This is a genomic window from Aliikangiella aequoris (assembly GCF_053709105.1).
Genome location: NZ_CM132298.1, coordinates 2,328,521 through 2,346,592 on the forward strand (window position 1 = coordinate 2,328,521; position 18,072 = coordinate 2,346,592).

General features: G+C 40.6%; 12 protein-coding genes. 3 read left to right on the forward strand and 9 right to left on the reverse strand.

Annotated elements, in window-relative coordinates; translation table 11 throughout:
• Positions 1–43: 43 nt before the first annotated feature.
• From ACUR5C_RS10080 to ACUR5C_RS10100, 5 genes are all read right to left on the reverse strand, one after another.
• Complete coding sequence (locus tag ACUR5C_RS10080) at positions 44–1,189, reverse strand: methionine aminotransferase (protein WP_454464993.1); 1,146 nt, start codon at positions 1,187–1,189, stop codon at positions 44–46.
• A gap of 94 nt (positions 1,190–1,283) precedes the next feature.
• A complete protein-coding gene (gene xthA / locus ACUR5C_RS10085; RefSeq protein ID WP_454464994.1) occupies positions 1,284–2,093 on the reverse strand; it encodes an exodeoxyribonuclease III in 810 nt (269 codons plus the stop codon).
• A 57-nt stretch (positions 2,094–2,150) separates the two neighbouring features.
• Positions 2,151–3,968, reverse strand: coding sequence for a M61 family metallopeptidase (locus ACUR5C_RS10090; RefSeq protein WP_454464995.1), 1,818 nt, complete (start codon positions 3,966–3,968; stop codon positions 2,151–2,153).
• 58 nt (positions 3,969–4,026) lie between these two features.
• A complete protein-coding gene (locus tag ACUR5C_RS10095; RefSeq protein WP_454464996.1) occupies positions 4,027–5,295 on the reverse strand; it encodes a hypothetical protein in 1,269 nt (422 codons plus the stop codon).
• 62 nt (positions 5,296–5,357) lie between these two features.
• Positions 5,358–6,023, reverse strand: coding sequence for an alpha/beta family hydrolase (locus tag ACUR5C_RS10100; RefSeq protein ID WP_454464997.1), 666 nt, complete (start codon positions 6,021–6,023; stop codon positions 5,358–5,360).
• 304 nt (positions 6,024–6,327) lie between these two features.
• Between ACUR5C_RS10100 and ACUR5C_RS10105 the strand changes: the two genes are divergently transcribed.
• Positions 6,328–7,404 carry a hypothetical protein gene (locus tag ACUR5C_RS10105; protein WP_454464998.1) on the forward strand — a complete coding sequence of 359 codons (1,077 nt, stop codon included), beginning with the start codon at positions 6,328–6,330 and terminating at the stop codon, positions 7,402–7,404.
• A 42-nt stretch (positions 7,405–7,446) separates the two neighbouring features.
• Positions 7,447–8,472 (forward strand): hypothetical protein, encoded by a 1,026-nt coding sequence (locus ACUR5C_RS10110; RefSeq protein ID WP_454464999.1) that lies wholly within the window; start codon positions 7,447–7,449, stop codon positions 8,470–8,472.
• 221 nt (positions 8,473–8,693) lie between these two features.
• On the opposite strand, the gene ACUR5C_RS10115 is transcribed toward ACUR5C_RS10110, so the two are convergent.
• Complete coding sequence (locus tag ACUR5C_RS10115; RefSeq protein ID WP_454465000.1) at positions 8,694–9,440, reverse strand: glutamine amidotransferase-related protein; 747 nt, start codon at positions 9,438–9,440, stop codon at positions 8,694–8,696.
• 283 nt (positions 9,441–9,723) lie between these two features.
• Here ACUR5C_RS10115 and ACUR5C_RS10120 point away from each other — a divergent pair, with 283 nt between their 5' ends.
• Positions 9,724–10,500 carry a peptidylprolyl isomerase gene (locus ACUR5C_RS10120; RefSeq protein WP_454465001.1) on the forward strand — a complete coding sequence of 259 codons (777 nt, stop codon included), beginning with the start codon at positions 9,724–9,726 and terminating at the stop codon, positions 10,498–10,500.
• A 48-nt stretch (positions 10,501–10,548) separates the two neighbouring features.
• Here ACUR5C_RS10120 and ACUR5C_RS10125 read toward each other — a convergent pair whose 3' ends face one another.
• From ACUR5C_RS10125 to ACUR5C_RS10135, 3 genes are read right to left on the reverse strand one after another with little or no spacing between them, the layout of a single operon-like run.
• The gene (locus ACUR5C_RS10125) at positions 10,549–13,638 is read right to left on the reverse strand and encodes an efflux RND transporter permease subunit (protein ID WP_454465002.1); all 3,090 of its coding nucleotides are present in this window, start codon (positions 13,636–13,638) and stop codon (positions 10,549–10,551) included.
• Positions 13,639–13,675: 37 nt separating this feature from the next.
• Positions 13,676–16,813, reverse strand: a complete 3,138-nt coding sequence (locus ACUR5C_RS10130; protein ID WP_454465003.1) for an efflux RND transporter permease subunit — start codon at positions 16,811–16,813, stop codon at positions 13,676–13,678.
• Positions 16,810–17,946 (reverse strand): efflux RND transporter periplasmic adaptor subunit, encoded by a 1,137-nt coding sequence (locus tag ACUR5C_RS10135; RefSeq protein ID WP_454465004.1) that lies wholly within the window; start codon positions 17,944–17,946, stop codon positions 16,810–16,812. The genes ACUR5C_RS10130 and ACUR5C_RS10135 overlap by 4 nt, the downstream gene beginning before the upstream one ends.
• Positions 17,947–18,072 lie beyond the last annotated feature (126 nt).

Sequence of the window (18,072 nt, forward strand, 5' to 3'; positions counted from 1 at the left end):
CTTAATCTAGCAAATTTAATCTCGAGAGCTAACTCTTTGAATTTTAGAGTGATTTTAGCTTTTCTGCCGCTGCCATTAAAGTTGCATCTTGCTTAGCAAAGCAAAGCCGAATTAGTTTGTGCTCGGCTCCGCGTTGATAAAATGGACTTAATGGAATGGCTGCGATTCCCTGTTTTATGGTTAACCAGCGACAAAATTCAACATCGTTTAAATCAGATATTTGAGAATAGTCTAATAGCTGAAAGTAGGTTCCGTAGCATTGAAGCAAGCCAAACCTAGAATTTTGCAAGTGTTCAAGCAAAAGGTCTCGTTTTGCTTGATAAAAATTTGGTAAAAACTCAATGTGCTCAGGGTGCTGTGATAACATTTGTGCTAGCCCTATCTGTGCTGGGCTAAAACTACAAAATGTAACGTATTGGTGAACTTTTCTAAACTCTTTAGACAACACTTCTGGAGCACACACATAACCTATCTTCCAGCCTGTACAATGAAAGGTTTTACCAAAACTAGAAATAATAAAGCTGCGGGCATAAAGTTCTGGATAAAGATGGACACTTTCATGCCGATTTTGGTCAAACGTTATAAACTCATACACTTCATCACTAATCACATATAGTTCATGCTCAAGCACCAACTTTTGCAATATTTGAAGATCCGTTGCACTGAGGATACTACCGGTAGGGTTATGTGGAGAGTTAATAATAATGGCGCGAGTTTTGTGATTAATGGCCTGGGCGACCCTATCCCAATCAATATTAAACGATGGTGCCAAGAGCTCAATATGCTTACATTGACCGCCTGCTAACTCTACCGCAGGAGCATAAGAGTCATAGGCTGGGTCAAACACGATCACTTCATCTCCCCGGCTAACAAGTGTTTGAATTGCACACCAAAGCCCTTCAGTAGCGCCGGAAGTGACAGTGACTTCTTTATCTGGGTCTAGCTTATGCGAATAACTAAGCGCCACCAGACTAGCAATCTGATGCTGGAGCTGACTTTGGCCGTTAGCCGGAGAGTATTGATTCATGCCATTAGAAATTGCCTGAATAGTCGCCTCTTTCAAAAATTCTGGCGTATCAAATCCGGGAAATCCTTGTGACAGATTAACCGCATTGTGTTTATTCGCGAGCATCGACATTTGAGTAAAAATACTCGTACCTAGCGTCGGCAGTTTGCTTTTAAATTCCAACCATTCCTCCAAATACCTTCTTCATCAAACTTAAACATTAAACAAACCAATGAGCGCAACATAATTAACTTAGCTCGTCATGGTAATGCGCAAATCAAATATCAAAATCAGCCCACACAGGTGCGTGATCACTGGGCTTTTCCATGCCTCGAATATCATAATCAATTCCTGCGCCCTGACATTGCTGCGCAAGCTTTTGGGTAGCAAGAATTAAATCGATTCTTAAGCCTCGCTTTGGCGTATCGGCAAACCCCCTGCTACGATAATCAAACCAACTAAATCGATCGGTAACTTCTGGATAGTGCTGTCTGAAAGTATCCACAAAACCCTTATCAACAACGCTTTGCAACCACTCACGCTCCTCAGGTAAAAAGCTGCACTTTCCGGTTCTTAACCAACGCTTTGCATTGGGTTCGCCTATCCCAATGTCTTGGTCTTTAAAAGAAATATTCATATCGCCAAGCACAACCCAGTTTTGTTGCATTTTTTCTGGTGTCAGGTAAGCGTTAAGATCGTGATAAAACTTACTTTTTGCAGGAAACTTAGTCGGGTGATCGCGACTTTCTCCTTGCGGAAAATATCCATTAAATACATAAATACTCTCAGATTGCGTAGCATGCTCTGTTATCACTACTCTGCGCTGTGCATCCTGTGAATCGGTTGGAAAGCCCTTCTCAACTGAAAGTGGCGGCTGTTTACTTAAAGTTGCCACGCCATAATGACCTTTTTGGCCGTGGAAAGCAGCGTGATACCCCGTTTTTTCAATCATTTGGTGAGGAAAGTCAGCATCATCAACTTTAGTTTCTTGAAGCGCAATAACATCGGGAGAATGTTTTTCAATTAGACTTTCTAACTGGTGAGGCCTTGCTCGTAAACTATTAATATTAAAACTTATTATTTTCATTCTTTTCTCTTATTTTCAAACCATTGATTCAACGATCAGCCACAAAAAACTCGGTACTTACTGTGACTCAAGCTGACCGACCCAGTGCTTAAACTGATTATTCATTGCGCCATTTTTAAAACTTAAATAGCAAATATTGGGATCACTTGCTGTTAACTGACATTCTGTGTGATACAAGCGTTCACGCCTAAAGTAACTAATCTTTACCACTTCGCCTAAAGGAATTTCTGCGATCAGTTTATCGATTTCAACGGAGGTTACGCGCAAGTCGTTAATGGCAATAATAATGTCCCCATTAGATAAACCAGCTTCAAGCGCACAACTACCATGACCTACTGAGTGAATTTTAACACCTAATGGATCAGCTTTATGTGTAATTCCTAAATAACTGCTTGCTTCGCGCTCAATTAACTGAGTATTAAAGCCACCTTTTTCGTTCCAGCTTAGTTGCGGCAATAACTGAAAATTAATCCCGTAATAATTAAATACCGCGGCTAAATCAAGATCTTCTGTTGAGTACAACGCCTGCTCAAAAAAGTCATGCAGACTCTCTCCGACAAGCTCTTTAGCTAACTGCTCCACTTGTGACTCGCCTAATCCTTTGCTCGTTTTTCCATAACGATTCCAAATTAAACGCATTAAGTCATCTAATGATTTCTGTCCATTCGTCCTACTTTTAATTTCAAAATCTAAACACAGTGCAACTACAGCGCCTTTAGTGTAATAGCTAACGATTGAGTTAATCGCGTTTTCATCTTGTTTATAAAATTTAGTCCATGCATCAAAGCTCGATTGAGTGACGGTTTGCTTAAAGCGTCCCTTACCTTTGGTCACCTTAGATATCGTTCGAGCTAATAAGTCTAAATAACTTTCAGCTGAAATAACATTACTGCGTACTAACAGTAGTTCGTCATAATAGGATGTTATCCCTTCAAAAAACCAAAGCAGTTGAGTGTTTACTTCTTGCTTTAGATTAAGCGATAAGAATTTTGCCGGTTTAATTCTTTTGACATTCCAGTTATGAAAGTACTCATGACAACAAAGTGATAAAAATCCACGATACCCTTCGCTAATTTTTTCTTTAGATGCAGACTTTAATGGTAAATCAGCATAGCTACATTGAAGCGCGGTGGAGGCTCGGTGCTCTAGCCCTCCAAACCCCTCTTTAAGAACAAATGTCATAAATAAGTATTGCTCAAAAGGTGGTTTAGCATCGCCAAAAAATTCGACTTCTGCCGCACAAATCTTTTTAACATCATCGGCGATACGCGCTAGGTCAATATTTTCAGGCGCCTCTGTAAAGACCATTTTATGTACTACGCCATTTACATCAAACTCAACCGACTTTAATTGTGAAATTTCTACCGGATGATCAATAAACTCGGCATAGTTATTACTAAAATACTTTCCAAAACCATTTTCATCAACTGACTTCGCCGTCATCGCAGTAGCGACTTGCCAATTGTTGGCCAATGCATGCGAACTGGGTTGTAAAATCATATGATGAACTTCATCCTGATATCCATCGACTTCTAGAAACAAACTGGTGCCATTAAAAAATGCATGCTGACTATCTAAATGTGCAGAACGTACTGAAAGATCCCAAGCATATACTTGGTAGCCAATTTCTAAACAATCAACATCTGATAGTAGCTGCCAAGTGGATTTATCAAGCTTTTCGACAGCAATAAGCTCCCCTTTACAGTTGGCGCTAAAGCTAACTATATTTCGCGCAAAGTCTCTGATCATATAGCTGCCAGGAATCCAATTTGGCAAGCTAAATTTTTGGCCTTTGTGGAGCGCAAAATTCAAATTCAATTTCACTTCAAACAAATGGGCATTTGCTTGCTCAAAACTGACTTTATAGTGAATCATTTAAAATTCCTCTATCGCTGCAATAATAGATTAATAATTTAGCGTAAACTCAATGCTTTTAGTTTAACTTACCGGTAAGGCGCTGATGATTAAATAATACAAATAAAACGCCACCTGTCGTTGTTAAAACTAAGGGTAGCAACAAAGCGTATTTTCCAGTTTGGGGTGAGAGACTTTCTAACCATTGATAAAAGGCAATGCCAACAAATGGCATGACTAACCCTCGAAGCCCTGTAAGCGTAACATGTATCGCCATATATTCCATAGGGTCGGCTTTACCGACAAAATCATTATGGCCTAAATTCCAACCAATCACACCACCTGAAATCGCCACGCCGTAGAAAACAGCGCCAACATAATAGAGCTCATTGAAGCCTGTGATTTGTGCCAGCACGAAAGTAACAATAGCGCCTACAAACCCCCAGCTATGAATTGCTCTAAAGTGAAATATATGATTGCCGTCTAAAAGCCTCGCCCACCAGCCTACCGCAAATGGTATTAACGCTAAAGGAATCGCAGTGGTAATTAAAATTTGACTACTCTTGGCCAGCATAGTGTATTCATTTAGGTAAACGATTAACGGCGCCATAAACATTAAATTACCACTGCCTAAAATAAACATCGCTAACATATATTTGCCAAAAGCTTTGTTATCTCGTAACAAAGCAAACATTCGAGCCGCAGAAAGCGGGTTTAAATTAGCTTGTTCGCTAATGATTCGCCGGTGTTGATGACGTACAGATAAGCGTCGATAACGGTATGCACCCAAAAGTGAGAACCCACTAAAGCCTAAAAACAGCCACTGAAACGAAGCAAACTGCCAATCGAGCAGCCAGCCTGCACTAATGGCCGCTAATGACATCAGCAAGGAAGTTAAGGTGGCTAATTTTGCAGTGACTTTACCGCGAATATAGCGCGGGTAATTATCACGCCATATAGTTGACCTAACCGTTAAAATGCCAGACCAACAAGTTCTAGCGACAATTAACAGACTTAACAGTCCAACAAGCCCCAGCAGGTTAAACTCAACAAAGCTGATGCCTAAGCCGCAGAAGCAACAAGTTAATGCTAAATTGGAAATTAGCCGTGCTTTACTGCGCCCTCGACTCAACCGAACCCAAACAAAACTCACAAGATTAGAGTAATAAGGAGCCCCTGTTGCTATTGCTACGGCAATATTAAGCACCCAATCAGACACTTTCCCGTCGAAACCGTTTTTGATAACAACGCCCATCACTCCACCTTCTAATAAGGCCAAAATAAATGCCAAACTAGACCAGGTAAATAACTCAGTTTTTATACGGAAACTTAAGGTGACTGCTTGCATGCTTTTATCGCTCGCTAAATTTAGCTGACTATACTAGAACAAATCCTATTTAATTCAAATAGTTATAAGCTATTAATAAAATTGATTATGGATTGCGCAGCTGTATCTTGGTTGTCGGCTAAACAACTCCCAGACTTTACTCTTGGTTTAAAACTATGATCACCATCAGCAAGCCACTCAACTTTAACTTGAGCAGACAGCGGATAATCACTAACTTCTAGTCTATTTCCAAAGCTGTCTCTTTCTCCTTGCAAAATTAGCGTAGGACAAACAAAATCACGTAAATGCTCACCACGATATTTATCCTGCTTTTTAGGCGGGTGAAATGGAAACCCCATGCACACAACGCCAACAATTCTGGCCAACTGCTCTTTAATTAAAATTGGTTGCTCATGCTCTGAAACGACTTCTTTGACCGCTTGATCAATTAACAATGTCGCCATACGCCCTCCCATTGATTTTCCACCAATGATGACTTTTTTATCTAGCGGGATCTTTAAGACTTCATCAGCAAAAGCTTTTAATAATTTGGGTTGCCTGTCAGGTGGGCGCCTTTTACCATCAATGAGGCGCTGCTGCATGTAAGGAAAATTAAAGCGGATTACGGGTAACTTAGCCTGAACTAAACGCGACTCTAACGCCAGCATCCAATCAGAATCTTTGTCGGCTCCTGCACCGTGAGCAAACAGAAAAACACTATTTTTAGCCTGATTTAAAAGGTTTGGCAATGTAACTTTCCTATAATAATTTATCCAGATTGCGAACCTTCGCAGTTTAACAGTTTTGAGATATTTATTTAACGAATATCAGCGAACAAAGACGGTTCAACGAACGAGAGACGAACTTATTAGCTCGACTTACTTATCTCGATTTATAGATTATTTCTTATAAAGTCGGATTGCCAGCCTAATAATCGGGTATATTAAACGCTCAACCTTGATTCTATAGGCTGTTAAACCAGTGTTCGTTTGGAATAAACAAGCGCTTCATCAAGTTTGAATCGATTTTATCAAGCACACGGAGGTTCTTAGCATGGCAAAGCCCGTTCTTATTGGATTACACGGCATGGGAAATCATACCGCTGACTCATTCAAACAAGAAATCACCCAAACACTCGACCAAGCTTCACCTAATTTTAAAGCCTTTTTTAAAGACGCCAATGGAAATACAGAGCCCTTTTCGCAAAAAGTTGAAGTTGTTTGCATCGCCTATAATCAAACGTTTAATCAAATTAGACAAAAAATTTCTCAAAATGCTGGTAGTTTAAAGAGTAAGTTAGTTGGTATCGACAAAGCGACTGAAATTGCCAATAAACTCATTGAGCTTGAAGCAGACTTTGGCGAAGATACTTTCTTTAACACACACTGGCTCGACGTGATTTTATATAAAACCTTTTATGGCGAAAAAATTCGTGCCGACATGGCATTAGCCTTAGCCAAAGAAATCAAACGCATTAAACTTAACGACCCTACAACGCCTATCGTATTGCTTGGTCACTCTTTAGGTACTGCCGTTCTTCACGATACTTTACATAAACTATTTGGTCCTGGCGCAACCGGCAATAGAAAATTAAGTATTGCAGAATACCAACTTGACGCAGTAATTATGGTCGCCAATGTTAGCCGTTTAGTTTTAGGCGCTAAAGATCCTTACCTCAGCTTAGTAAAACCTGTTGGCGGAGTTTGCAACCAATTAATCAATATTCGACATAACCTAGATCCATTTACTTGGCCACGCGCTTTTGACCCTGTCAATGATATGCCAGACTGGATCGCTAGCCAAAATTTAGACTTTGGCTTGTTCAGAGATATTAAACTAGCGGCAGTTAACGATTTTAACACTCATGCAATAACACATTATTTGCAAAATCCTAAAGTGTATATTGATTTATTTTACACACTTTTCGGCGGAGATTTTCGACCGACAAAAAAACAGAAAGACACGGCATTTAAAAACTTTCTTGAAACCACAGAACAAACTAAATTTGATATTCTTAAACAAACTCTAGACGCTACTAGCTTTAAAAAAGCCGACTCAGTGGAAAGGATCATTAGTGAAGCTGAGAAGTTTTGGAAATTTCTTCAAGCTTTTCAAACAAACAATCATTAACTTTGTCATTCAAGCTTCTAGTTTAATCATGGGCTCAACAATATGAAAAATTCACTACATCAATTAATCCTTGTTTTTGGACTATTTTTAACGCCACTTTTACCAGCACAAGATTTCAGCTGCTCAAAGCCACTTTCGACAAATAACTCAGCTTTTAAAAAGAGCTTTGAACTTGCAGAAAAACTAGTTCAAGCAGAGTGTAATAAAAATAACCGCTCTTATACTTTCCAAGAAATAGAAACTTTAGTTAAACCGGTTATTGAAATGGCTAAACTAGAACTTTTTCAGCAACATAACTATTTTTCGTCGTATGGTTCTATTTGGCTACAGATGTTTAATGAGGAAATGAATCGCTCTAAGCCAGTCGGGGTTTTTAGTTTAGTGGCAATACCGCAACGAGACTTCATTGGTTTTAAATTAGGTAGCGGAAACAACCAGACCACATTTGTTGAAACCATTGAAGACGAAAAAGCTGGCGCTTGTCTTGCAGAAAACTGCCATAAAACCTTTACGCAGCTTGCAGGGCTATTAAATTATTTAAGAGGTCCATTTTTTGTAAAAAAGGGTAGCTTAGATGGTGTTATCGGTGAACTTGAGATTCTAACCAATAAATGGAATCATTTTATAGAGCAAGGACGTGTTCAAACTTTTACCGATATTTGGTTAACCACATGGTTCTATAATAAAAATAAAGACAATGATAACTTGCTAGACCCGCCTGCAACTCAGTACTTTCTTCTTCACCCTACGCTAGTTTTTGAAAATGTAAATGCATCACCAGATGGAGAGCAAACTAAAGAAGCCATTGGAATAGAAGTGCTTGGTTTTAATCAATGGGAAGACTCTTTCTTAGGAGTTCCATTTGGTGCTTCAATTGGTTTTGTATTTAGCGATCGCAATGGCGTTCAAGACCGAGGCGAAGCGATTTTTTTACATTTTGATAATGCCTATACCCTTGGATTTTCTAAACATGGCAATGACAAGGGCTATTTTATTAGCCTAGACTTATTAAAAGTATTCTCTGACAAACAGCAAAATTATCGACAGTGGAGAAAACAGTTTGAATAAAAAAAAGGCTAGCAATTGCTAGCCTTAAACTTAACCTATAAAACAACGGAGGGGATTCCATTCAAATTATGGATCGACTTGTGCCGACTCATTATTAAGTTGAAGCAGGATATAGTGAGTAATAAAACAATTCAACGGGTAAAGTACCAAAATAATGATTATTCGCAAAAATATCTACAAAGAGTAATAATTTTAACGACAATAGACTGTTAAAACACTGATTAACGATGGCTAAAACGATGTTTGGCTTTAACTTTAGGGATAAGATCTAAAAAAGCGCTAAACACTTTTTTACTAACATTTAATGAGTTTTCAATCTGGTAACGAGTTTCGGTCCATATCGCCTCGACTTGTTGTTGTGCGGTATTTAACCCTAGCTCTTCCAAGTGCTGCGGCAACTTTAACCAGCGCTCTATTAATGCTAAGTTTGCTTCTAGATGAAACTGCAAACCATAAACGTTTTGCTTTAATCTAAATGCTTGGTTAGTCACTAAATCACCGCTAACAAGCAGTTCAGCAGTAGCAGGAAGTTCAAAAGTATAGCTGTGCCATTGAAAAATCTTTTGCTCTGCCAATAGATGCCTTATCACAGGATCAGCTCGGCCTGCCTTTGTTTTAGTCATCTTATACCAACCAACTTCCTTTTCAGCGGCAAGCTTCACCCTACCGCCACAAGCAGCAGCAATAAGTTGTGCACCCAAGCAAATCCCCAAAATCGGTATATTTAAATCGATCGCCTGTAAAATTACTTTTTTTTCTATGTCCAAATGAGGGTAAAGTGCTTCTTCGCCTATATTCATGGGACCACCTAAGATAATTAAGGCATCATACCCTTCAATATTTGGCTTGGCCTGCGGATCACGCCCAAAATTAATATATCGAATTCGGTGTTTTCTTAATCTAATGAGTGCATCTAGTGTTCCTAAAGGCTCATAGGGCACATGCTGAAAAACCATTATTTTTGCCAAAACAACTCTCTCTGGAAGTATTGAGACTTTCTAATTACTAATGCGCTAATTACTAATGCGCTAATTACTAATGCGAAATTCCCAAAGTATTAGGGGTAAGCGGTCAAGTATTCAATTTAACCAATAGCGTAACAAAACAGCAGCCAGCCCAACTAATAGCGGAAAAGCATAACCTAATAACAAAAAATGCCACTCAAAAAGATAAATCTCAGTTGAGACTCGGTTAAGAGATGGTTATGCTAAGTGCCTCTTTTAGTAACTCAGGAAATCGCACAGGTATCAGATGAACAAACTCTTTCCTATTAATAAAATAAAAACGGCGTTGCTTGCATCAACATTAAGCCTTATCTCATTTCAAGCGACTGCGACTATTGTGCAATTTGAAACCCCTTTAGGCAATTTTGAAGTAAACCTTTACGATCAAGAAACCCCGATTGCGGTTAACAACTTTCTTGAATACGTTAATGCAAATGACTTTAGTAACACTTTTATACACCGCTCAGTACCTAATTTTATTATTCAAGGCGGTGGCTTTACTTACGCCAATGCTTGGCCTCCGGAGTCTATAACCACCAGAGCCAGCATTCAAAATGAGCCTAAATATTCTAATGTTCGCGCCACTATCGCCATGGCGAAACTACCCTCTAGCCCCGACAGCGCAACGTCTCAATGGTTTATTAACTTAGCTGACAACAGCGCTAATTTAGATATTCAAAATGACGGTTTTACGGTATTTGGTGAAGTCACAGGAGATGGCATGGCCGTAGTCGATGCGATAGCAGCCTTACCCCGTTTTAACTTTGGCGGTGCTTTAAACAATCTGCCATTACAAAACTATGACGCTAGCGGCAGCACTCCACCGAATGAAACTCACTTAGCTTTGGTGACTAGCATTACCGTGATCGATGCCAACGCAAATACAGCAGCAAATTTAAGCCCAGCGTTAAGCACTAAGCCAGAACCAGAGCCAGAGCCGGTAGTTGAAAGTAGCGGTGGGGGTAGTTTAGGATTCACATTGATTGGCTTAATGTTATTATTAAGACGCCAGTTAAAGCGCTAACCTTGGCTTGGTATAAATTCCTTTAAAAGTGCCGTTGTAGCGGCACTTTTAGCTTGAATGACTTAATACTGACTTGCCAAAGCCGAGCAGCTTTCGTTTTACCCAGCCAAAAAACCTTTTAATCATTACCCAAAAGTCTTCAATTAACGAAATAGTTGCGGGCAAAAATAGCGTGGTGAGCAAGGTCGAAAATAATAATCCGCCAATAATCACATACGCCATAGAGTAATAATAGACACCACCCAGTGATGGTTTTTGGATAACAATCGGAATTAGCCCTACGAGCGTCGTTAACGCAGTCATTATGATTGGGCGCAAGCGTTCTTTACCGCCTTGTATCATTGCTGCAGAGCGTTCCCAACCGTCACGTCGATAAAGGTTGATATGTTCGATCATTACAATGCCATTATTAACTACCACGCCTAAAAGTAGCAATACTGCAACCGATGCGGGTTGATCAAAATCAACTTGAAACCAATATAACGTCCAAAATGCGCCCGCCAAAGCAAACGGCAAACTAATCATTAACGCAAAAGCTTGGCGCATCGACTCAAACAGCGCAGCCATTACTGCAAAAATAAGCCCTAATGCCATACAAAGGTTAAGTAGAAACTCTTCTTCACTATCTTCAGCTCCACGCCAGCGAGAGTTAAACTCCCAATTGTACCCATTGGGCAACTCCATTTCTTTTAGCGCGTCGATTAATTGTTTTTGGTATTCGTTACGCTTGCCTTCTTCAAACCTTGCTCCAACCCAGACACTGGAAACTTTATTTTGACGATTAATTCTCGCGGGACCTTTTTGGGTTGAAAAATCTGCAACATTATCGAGTCTAATGGTGGTGCCTTGGTCTTTAGGAATGACCAAGTTCTTGACATCAGAAACGTAAGTATCTTGTTCTTCATCGATAATAAGCCGCATTTCTACTTCACCAGTTTCACTTTTAAAGCGCGGTAAAGGTCGCCCTCTAAAAGTCATTTCAACTGCATTTGCTGGCTGGTTAGGCGACACCCCATACGCTGCCATTCGGCTTCTATCGAGCTCTGCATGAAACTCAAGCTGGCCGCCTTCTGCCGTACTATAAAAATCAAACAGTCCCGGAATCGTTTCTATTAAAGTAAGCGCTTCACTCGATAACTGCCCTAAAGTTTCCGAGTCTGGTCCACTTAACTGCACTGCAACTCGACGCCCACTATTACGCCGCCAGAAAGGCCCACTTTCTTCTAACTTTAAATCAACCCCTGCTATTTTAGGTAGCAACCCAGGAACTACCTTTCGCGCCGCGTTCATCGCTTCTTCGTTTTGAAAGCCCGACTCCATGTAAAGCCTAATGATGGAGCGATTTTCACTCCACCAAGCGTAAATGGATTTTACATTTAGCGCTTCTTTATGCGGCTCGAGCGCTTGTTCAATTTCCGTTATAATATCTTCTTTTGCTTCTAACGAAAGCGACTCGCTTATATCAACTCGAATTCCGATAAACATTTCAGTTGGTGCTGCGTCGAAATTAAAATTAATATTTTTTATCGGATAATAGATCGAGCCTAATACCGACAGCGCCACAATAACAACAATATAGCGGTGCGCTAAAGTAAAGCTTAAAATCCGTGCATAGTGTTTTTGTAACCAATCTATGATTGGCGTTTTTACTTGTTGCTTGGATTTTTTTAGCAGCTTAGTCGAAGCGAGAGGAATGAGTGTTTGGCTAATAAAAAGTGAAGCAATTAATGTAATACATATTGTTAGGCCGAGTTCTTGCAATATTACATTCATATTATTTGGCTTAGAAAATATCATCGGCAAAAACACAATTAACGAAGTTAAAGTGGCGGTAATGACTGCAACAGAAACTTCTTTTGAACCTAAAATAGCGGCCACCCTGCCTTCGTAGCCTTTCTTTTGAAAGCGATCAATATTTTCCATTATCACAACGGCGTTATCGACCAACATGCCCAATCCAACAATTAGGCCTAGTAAAGAAATGGTATTGAGCGACTTTCCTTGAAGCCAAATAACCCCACAAGCCACAATCAGTGAAAAAGGAATACAGGCAACAGCGACCATCGTCGTCGACACCTTCCGCAAAAATAAAAACAGAACGATACTCGCTAATATTGCGCCAAACAGTCCGGTTTCTTGTAGGTCGCCTAAAGTGTTTCTTATTTCTTTACCTTGATCTTGCCAAACCAAAAAGTTAATACCGTCAAGCTCAGGATCACTTTTCATTTGTTCAATTTTTGCATAAACCGCATCGGCAATTGCGATGGTATTTGCGGAGGACTCTTTAGCAACGTTTAATCCTATCGCAAAGTCACCATCAAGATGCCGTCCATAAGTCAGGGGCGGTTCTTGGTATCGTATTTCAGCAATGTCACCCAAGGTTAAACTGGTGCCGCTCAAGGGTAAGCTTTTAATCTCATCAATATTGGTTAAGGTGCCAAGCGCACGTAAACTAATTTTGGTCGATGAACTGCGCAACACGCCAACCGCCATATTTCGATTATTCATTGAAATATCGCGCCAAACTTGCGCAGTATTAATATTGTGTTGTTTGAGCTTATCTAAGTTAAGGTTGACCCTAACTTCGCGCGGGTTAACGCCATCGAGTGAAACCACCGCCACACCAGCAATTCTTTCTAATGGCTTGACTATTTTACGATCGAGCAAATCATAATTTTTACTTAAATCTCGGCCCGAACTGAGCCGAGCTTCCATAATAGTTTCGCCAGTTTCTCTAGGATTCCAGTTTCCAGCAATAATGATTCGCTCTAAATCTTCAGGCAGCTCATCTTTAATTCTATCGACTCGCTCGTGAATCTCCGCTCGCGCTAAATCCATATCAACTTCTAGCGCAAAATTTAAATTAACTCGCGCGCCGCGGCTGTCTGCATTAGACCACATGTGTTCTAACCCATTCATAGAAGAAAGCGCTTCTTCTAAAGGTTTTAATATCATTCTTTCTAAGGCTTTAGGTGAAGCATTGGGATAGTTAGCAACAACAAATAGCGCCTTTCTTTCAGCCTCCGGCATAAATGCAAGCTCTAACCTTGTTAATGCGATAACGCCAAGAACAAGTAAACTAATAAGCGCCATTAATGTTCCAATCGGTCGCCTTACCGCAATTTCAGGAAGCGTCATTAGCTGCTCTCCTTTTGTAAATTAAGAAAGTACAACATTACGAATTACTGCTCTGCGGAACATGGTGCATTTCTTTATCTTCTGCGTCAGAAACTGCCTTTTCTAAGGCCGCGAGCTCTTCGTCAGAACTAATTGTCGATGGCATAATCGCGTAAGCGGCTGGAATAATAAACAAAGTAAGCCCTGTAGCAACAACTAACCCAAACGACACCACAACCGCAAGTGGAGCACGTAACTCTGCCCCCTCGCCAAAGCCAATTGCCATAGGCAGCAAGCCTAAAACCGTGGTGCAAGTAGTCATTAAAATGGGGCGTAATCGGGCTTTTGAAGCACTAACCACCGCTTCAATCTTTGCTAATCCAGCGCGACGCTGTTGGTTAATGGCGTCTACCAGCACAATCGCATTATTGACAACCACACCGACTAAAAATACCGCGCCAATTAATGAAATAACACTAATGGCATAGCCTGTTATGTATAACCCTAAAATTACCCCAATCATGGCTAATGGAATGGTAAACAGAATGACAAATGGGTGTCCCAAATGTTCAAAAGTAGCAGCCATAACTAAATAAACTAAAAATATAGCCAACAAAACAGCAAACAACATACTGTTAAAAGACTGCTCCATTTCTTTCTTTTGGCCACCAAATTCAAACACAATTCCTGGCGGAGGAGGATTGTTTGCGATTAACGATTCTAGCTCCATCGCAACATCAGCCAAACTTCTTTGCTTAAAGTTAGCTTCAATTATGGCGACTCTTGATTGCTGAATTCGATCAATTGCCGCGGGTCCTTGCGCATTTTTAATGGTCGCGACAGCAGCAAGCGTCACTGGTTTACCATCAGCCTCGCCTATCACCATATTTTGAATATCAGTTAACGAGTTTCTATCATCGACTCGGTTACGTAACCGAATATCAATTTGCCGATCTGGCTGTTGGAAACGCGAAACAACTTCACCGTTAACTCTTTGGTTTAAGTTTTGTGCAACGCTTTGTACGGTAAAACCAAGTCTTGATAGCTTTTGGCGATCAAACTCAATCATTAATTCTGGATTACCGGTTTCTAATGACGCTTGTATATCTGCAATACCATCAATAGATTCCATTTTATCAATCAAAAGAATGCTGTACTCTCGCAAAAGCTCGAGGTCTTCACCAAAAAACAATAGTTGTAGGGGTGCTTTGAGGCTAAAGAACGAAGGACGCCCAAACTGAATATCTGCCTGCGGAATATTGGCATAGGCTTGTCTTAAAGCGATTGCCACACTTTCTTCAAGCTCGCCGTCACTTCTATCATTTATTACAATACTAACTTGCCCTAAATTTTCATCTTTAGTTTTCAGCGAAAGTCCACCACTCACATTTCGACTGCCGACAGAAGTATAAACTTTTGCAACTCCCGCTTGAGCTAACGCAATGCTTTCCATTTCTAAAAGCACTTGATTAGTCGTAGGCAAAGCAGTGCCTTCCGGTAAACTAACATCAAAATAAAACTCGCCTTCACTCATTTGCGGAATCAATGAAGTAGGAATTAATGGTAGTAACTGCCAAACTAAAGCCAATGCAACAAACCCGCTCGCAACAACTGCCCACTTTATTTTTAAACAAGCTCGCAAACTCTTTTCGTACCAACGAGACAACGACCCGAGCGACTCTTTAGGCAGTTTTTTATTAGGTACTTTTGAGCTACTGCGGCCTTTTTCGCCCAATGATGCAAGCATAGGAATTAAAGTAAATGAAACCACCAGTGAGGCTAATAAACTGAATGTAACGGTTAATGCTTGGTCACGGAATAACTGCCCTGCAATACCTTCTACAAAAACGATGGGAATAAACACCGCGACTGTCGTTAACACCGAAGCGGTTACAGCTCCGCCAACTTCAGTTGTTCCAACAATTGCTGCTTGGGTTAAACTTAATCCATTTTCGCGCTGCCGGTGAATAGACTCTAGCACCACAATGGCAGAATCTACCAACATTCCCACTCCCAAAGTAAGTCCACCTAAAGACATAATGTTTAACGACACTTCACCGCGGTACATAAAAATAAAGGTAGCGATAACCGATAAGGGAATGGCGGTGGTTATTATTGCGGTTAAGCGAAAATCTCTTAAAAACAGCCACAAGATCATAATGGCCAAAAGCCCACCAATCATGAGCGAGTTTTTAACTTCGTTTATCGACTGTTCAATAAAACGTGATTGATCAAACTGAACGTTAATTTGACTTTCTTCTGGAAGCTTGGCTTTTAGCTCGCCTAGTTTGGCTTTAATCGCCTTGGCGACTTCAACCGTATTCGCATCGCCTTCTTTGTAAAGAGAAATTAAAATGCCCTCTTTGCCGTTAAAGCGTGTGATTTCTTCGCGATCTTTACTTGCCCATACGACTTCTGCCACATCACCCAAGCGCACAGCGGCCTGACCTGGTGGTGTAATACGTAGATCGCGCATTTCTTGCAAATTGTCATACTCATTTAAAGTTCTTACTAATAATTGAGTCTGTTGGTTTTTTAAACTACCGCCGGGGCGATTAATATTTGAATCTCCAAGCAATTGAATTAGTTGAGACGGGCTGATGCCCATTGCCGCAACTTTTCCTTGATTAATATTAATATGAATCTCTTCTTCTTCCCCACCTTGAATCTTTGCAGAAGCTACGCCTTCAATTCGCTCTAAGGTTTCTTTAACTTGTCGATCACTTAGCAGTCTTAGCTGCGCCAATGAAACACTTTCATTGGCACTTAAACTTAATTTTAAAATCGGATCGAGCGAGGGATCATAGCGCAATACAATTGGCGACTCCGCATCTAGGGGTAGAATTAGGCGGTCGAGCTTTTCTCGAATGTCCATAGCCAAATCGGTCATGTCAGCATCCCACGCAAACTCCAGGGTAACTTCTGAAATGCCTGAGCGAGACACCGAGTGAATTTCTTTTAGCCCTTTTAAAACGCCTACAACCTCTTCTACAGGGCGCGTAATTAACTGCTCAACCTCTGCCGGTGCGGCGTTAGGAAATTCGGTTTGCACAGTTAATGAAGGATAGCTTAATGATGGTAACAAGTTGATAGGTAAGCGTGAAAAACCAACCGTTCCAAAAGTAATCACCGCTAAAGCCACCATAAAAACAGTGACTTTGCGTTTTACTGAAAATTTTACCGCCCCATGAATCATGAGTCTTTACCGCCACGGCTTTTAGGTTTAGCCAAATTACCACTGTCAGCAGTTTGACTTGCTGAACCACCCTCTTTATTCATTACTTGAATTAAATTGCCGTCATTTAAGTTGCGTTGTCCCTTCACAACGACTTGATCAGTCATTTCTAGCCCCGCAACAATTTCTGTTAAGTCGTCAACAACAAACCCAATTTCCACATTTTTACGAACCGCTTTGCCATCTTTTTCAACAAACACATAAAAACTGCCGCGTTCTTCTATTAATGCAACCGTCGGCAATAACATGGCTTGGTCTCGCTTTTCAGTGACTAGCTTAACTTCAGCAAAATCACCAGGTCTAACACCTTGAGGATAATTTTCTAATTTTAGCGTTACCTTCACCGTGCCAGTGTTTGGGTCAACGATAGGACTGACTAAGTCAACTTCAGCTAGCAACGGCTGCTCAACGCTGTCTACGGTTAACTCTACTTGTTGCCCCGATTTAACATTCGCAACTCGGTTCGCCGGCACGTAGACTTTTACTAAAAGTGGAGAAACTGACATGATTCGATAGAGCATTTGGCCGTTAGCAACATAGGCGCCTAAATCAACTTCCCGCCAAACAACTGTGCCATCAAAGGGCGCAGAAATTCTGGTGTAATCTAACGCTAACTTGGCAAGCTCATATTCAATAGTTGCTGATGAATAGGCGCTGTTAACTGTTTCCCACTCGTTTGGAGAAACCGCACCCGCATTTTTCATTTTATTTAACCGGTTAAACTCTCGCTTATTGCTTTCCAGCTTTTGCTCTGCAAGCTTTAATCTTAGCTTTTGATCGTCATCTTCTAGTAATAACAGCACTTCGCCAGCCTTTACTTGATCGCCTTCTTCTCGAAGAATCTGGGTTACCACACCACTAGTACGTGCATTAATTTGTGCATCGCTATTGGGCGTTAAAGTTGCAGTAGTCACGTAAAAGGCTTTTGCTGGGCCAACCTTAGCGACTTCAGTAGCGACCGGAATAGCCCGTTTAGCTTGTTCTGCGCCGCGCTTACCGCGCTTGTTTGGTTGGTCATTGCCACAACTTACAACCAACAAAATGCAGACAAGTGGAAGCAGTACGCGAGTGGTAAGGTGATTAAAGTTTCTCATAGATTATTTTCGCTTTTAATGTATCTATCATTTAAGTTTTAAAAGAAATTTCGCATTAAGGTTGCTATTAACTCAGTATTTCAGGCTATTATCCTTACTAAATAGTATGTGTATAGTGTCTTTACA

Excerpts from the sequence above, each read along its gene's own strand:
- xthA (WP_454464994.1), bottom strand. The coding sequence starts at position 2,093 with ATGAAAATAATAAGTTTTAATATTAATAGTTTACGAGCAAGGCCTCAC.
- ACUR5C_RS10090 (WP_454464995.1), bottom strand. The coding sequence starts at position 3,968 with ATGATTCACTATAAAGTCAGTTTTGAGCAAGCAAATGCCCATTTGTTT.
- ACUR5C_RS10095 (WP_454464996.1), bottom strand. The coding sequence starts at position 5,295 with ATGCAAGCAGTCACCTTAAGTTTCCGTATAAAAACTGAGTTATTTACC.
- ACUR5C_RS10105 (WP_454464998.1), top strand. The coding sequence starts at position 6,328 with ATGGCAAAGCCCGTTCTTATTGGATTACACGGCATGGGAAATCATACC.
- ACUR5C_RS10110 (WP_454464999.1), top strand. The coding sequence starts at position 7,447 with ATGAAAAATTCACTACATCAATTAATCCTTGTTTTTGGACTATTTTTA.
- ACUR5C_RS10120 (WP_454465001.1), top strand. The coding sequence starts at position 9,724 with ATGAACAAACTCTTTCCTATTAATAAAATAAAAACGGCGTTGCTTGCA.
- ACUR5C_RS10125 (WP_454465002.1), bottom strand. The coding sequence starts at position 13,638 with ATGACGCTTCCTGAAATTGCGGTAAGGCGACCGATTGGAACATTAATG.
- ACUR5C_RS10130 (WP_454465003.1), bottom strand. The coding sequence starts at position 16,813 with ATGATTCATGGGGCGGTAAAATTTTCAGTAAAACGCAAAGTCACTGTT.
- ACUR5C_RS10135 (WP_454465004.1), bottom strand. The coding sequence starts at position 17,946 with ATGAGAAACTTTAATCACCTTACCACTCGCGTACTGCTTCCACTTGTC.